This window comes from Gordonibacter sp., assembly GCF_036667095.1.
Taxonomy (GTDB): Bacteria; Actinomycetota; Coriobacteriia; order Coriobacteriales; family Eggerthellaceae; genus Gordonibacter.
On sequence record NZ_JAVWUP010000263.1, the window covers coordinates 1 to 1,219 of the forward strand.

General features: G+C 48.5%; 1 protein-coding gene. It reads left to right on the plus strand.

Annotated elements, in window-relative coordinates; genetic code table 11:
* Positions 1–36: 36 nt before the first annotated feature.
* The coding region (locus RR842_RS13405; protein WP_332730090.1) for an O-antigen polysaccharide polymerase Wzy family protein at positions 37–1,219 on the plus strand (1,183 nt) is incomplete at its 3' end.

The following is a 1,219-nucleotide window of genomic DNA, read 5'->3' on the forward strand; positions in this document are numbered from 1 at the left end:
CTTCTCCTTTTTGTGGCTAACGTGATATTTGCCACCATGGATTTGCGCGATCGCTTATTGTTCATGTTTCTTCATATGGGGATAGCTTTATTCTTGCTATCTCGTCCCGCCGTGGCGCTTTTTGATAGCACGCGTGGGTGGATGCTGTCGACGCCTGAGGCAACTGCGTTTGCTCTTTGGGCGTTGTTTCTGTCTATGATCTCGCTGTATGTGGGCGTAGAAATTTACGACCTGTTGCGTGCCTACAATGAACACAGGCGTGCTGAGCGCTCTAAGCTTGGTATTGCTTCCTTTGCTCAGGGCCCTATGGCGCTGCGCCAGGTAGTGGGTTGGGCTGCCTTGTCAAAGGAGCGAAAACTCGATTATATTCGCTGGGTTGCCTTGGTGCTGTTTCTGGTGTGTTTTGTGGGTGCTGTGGCTACGGGGTTTATTAAGCTCTCTTATATGCAGGGTAAGAACTACGAGGAATACTACACCATCGTCTCGAGTGATTATGTGCCGTGGGCCCTCGATCTACTGAATGTGATGTTTCCCTATATGCTCTGTGCTTATTTGGCCACCTTGCCCAAGCGCACCCCGTCGACGATATGTTTAATTATGTATGTGGCAACGACGCTTCCCATGCTCATGATAGGCTCCCGTGCCGATTTTGTTATGGCGTGCCTGTTTTCCCTTCTCTATTATGTGTTGCGAAATATTACGGACAAGCAGGAAAAATGGATTGGTAAAAAGGAACTCGCTTTTGCTGCTATTGCAGCTCCAATGGGTATTTTCGTTATGGGAATGTGGGATTACCTGCGTTCCGATTCGGTGTCTGAGGCAAACGGTTTCGTTTCTCAAATACTGGATGCTCTGTATAAACAGGGTGTGAGTTTTACGGTACTAGGGCACGGCTTTGATGTGAATACGCAGATTCAGCAGTTGGGTTTTAAATTCTTTAGCATGGGTCTTTTTATTTCCAATATCACTCAAGGTTTCATCGGGCAGACGTTTTTGGGCTGCGAAGCTCTGCCGGGTACCAACAGCGCTGAGCTAGCTTTGTGGGGTAACGAGTACGCTCATACGATGTCGTATTATGCTCACTGGAACTACTTAGGCGGGGAGGGATACGGTTCGTCATACTTACTCGAACTCTTTGCTGACTTTGGGTATGGCGGTATTATCGTGGGGAGCTTGCTTTTGGGGGTAGCTCTCGTAGCGCTGTCTCGCTCAATTGGTA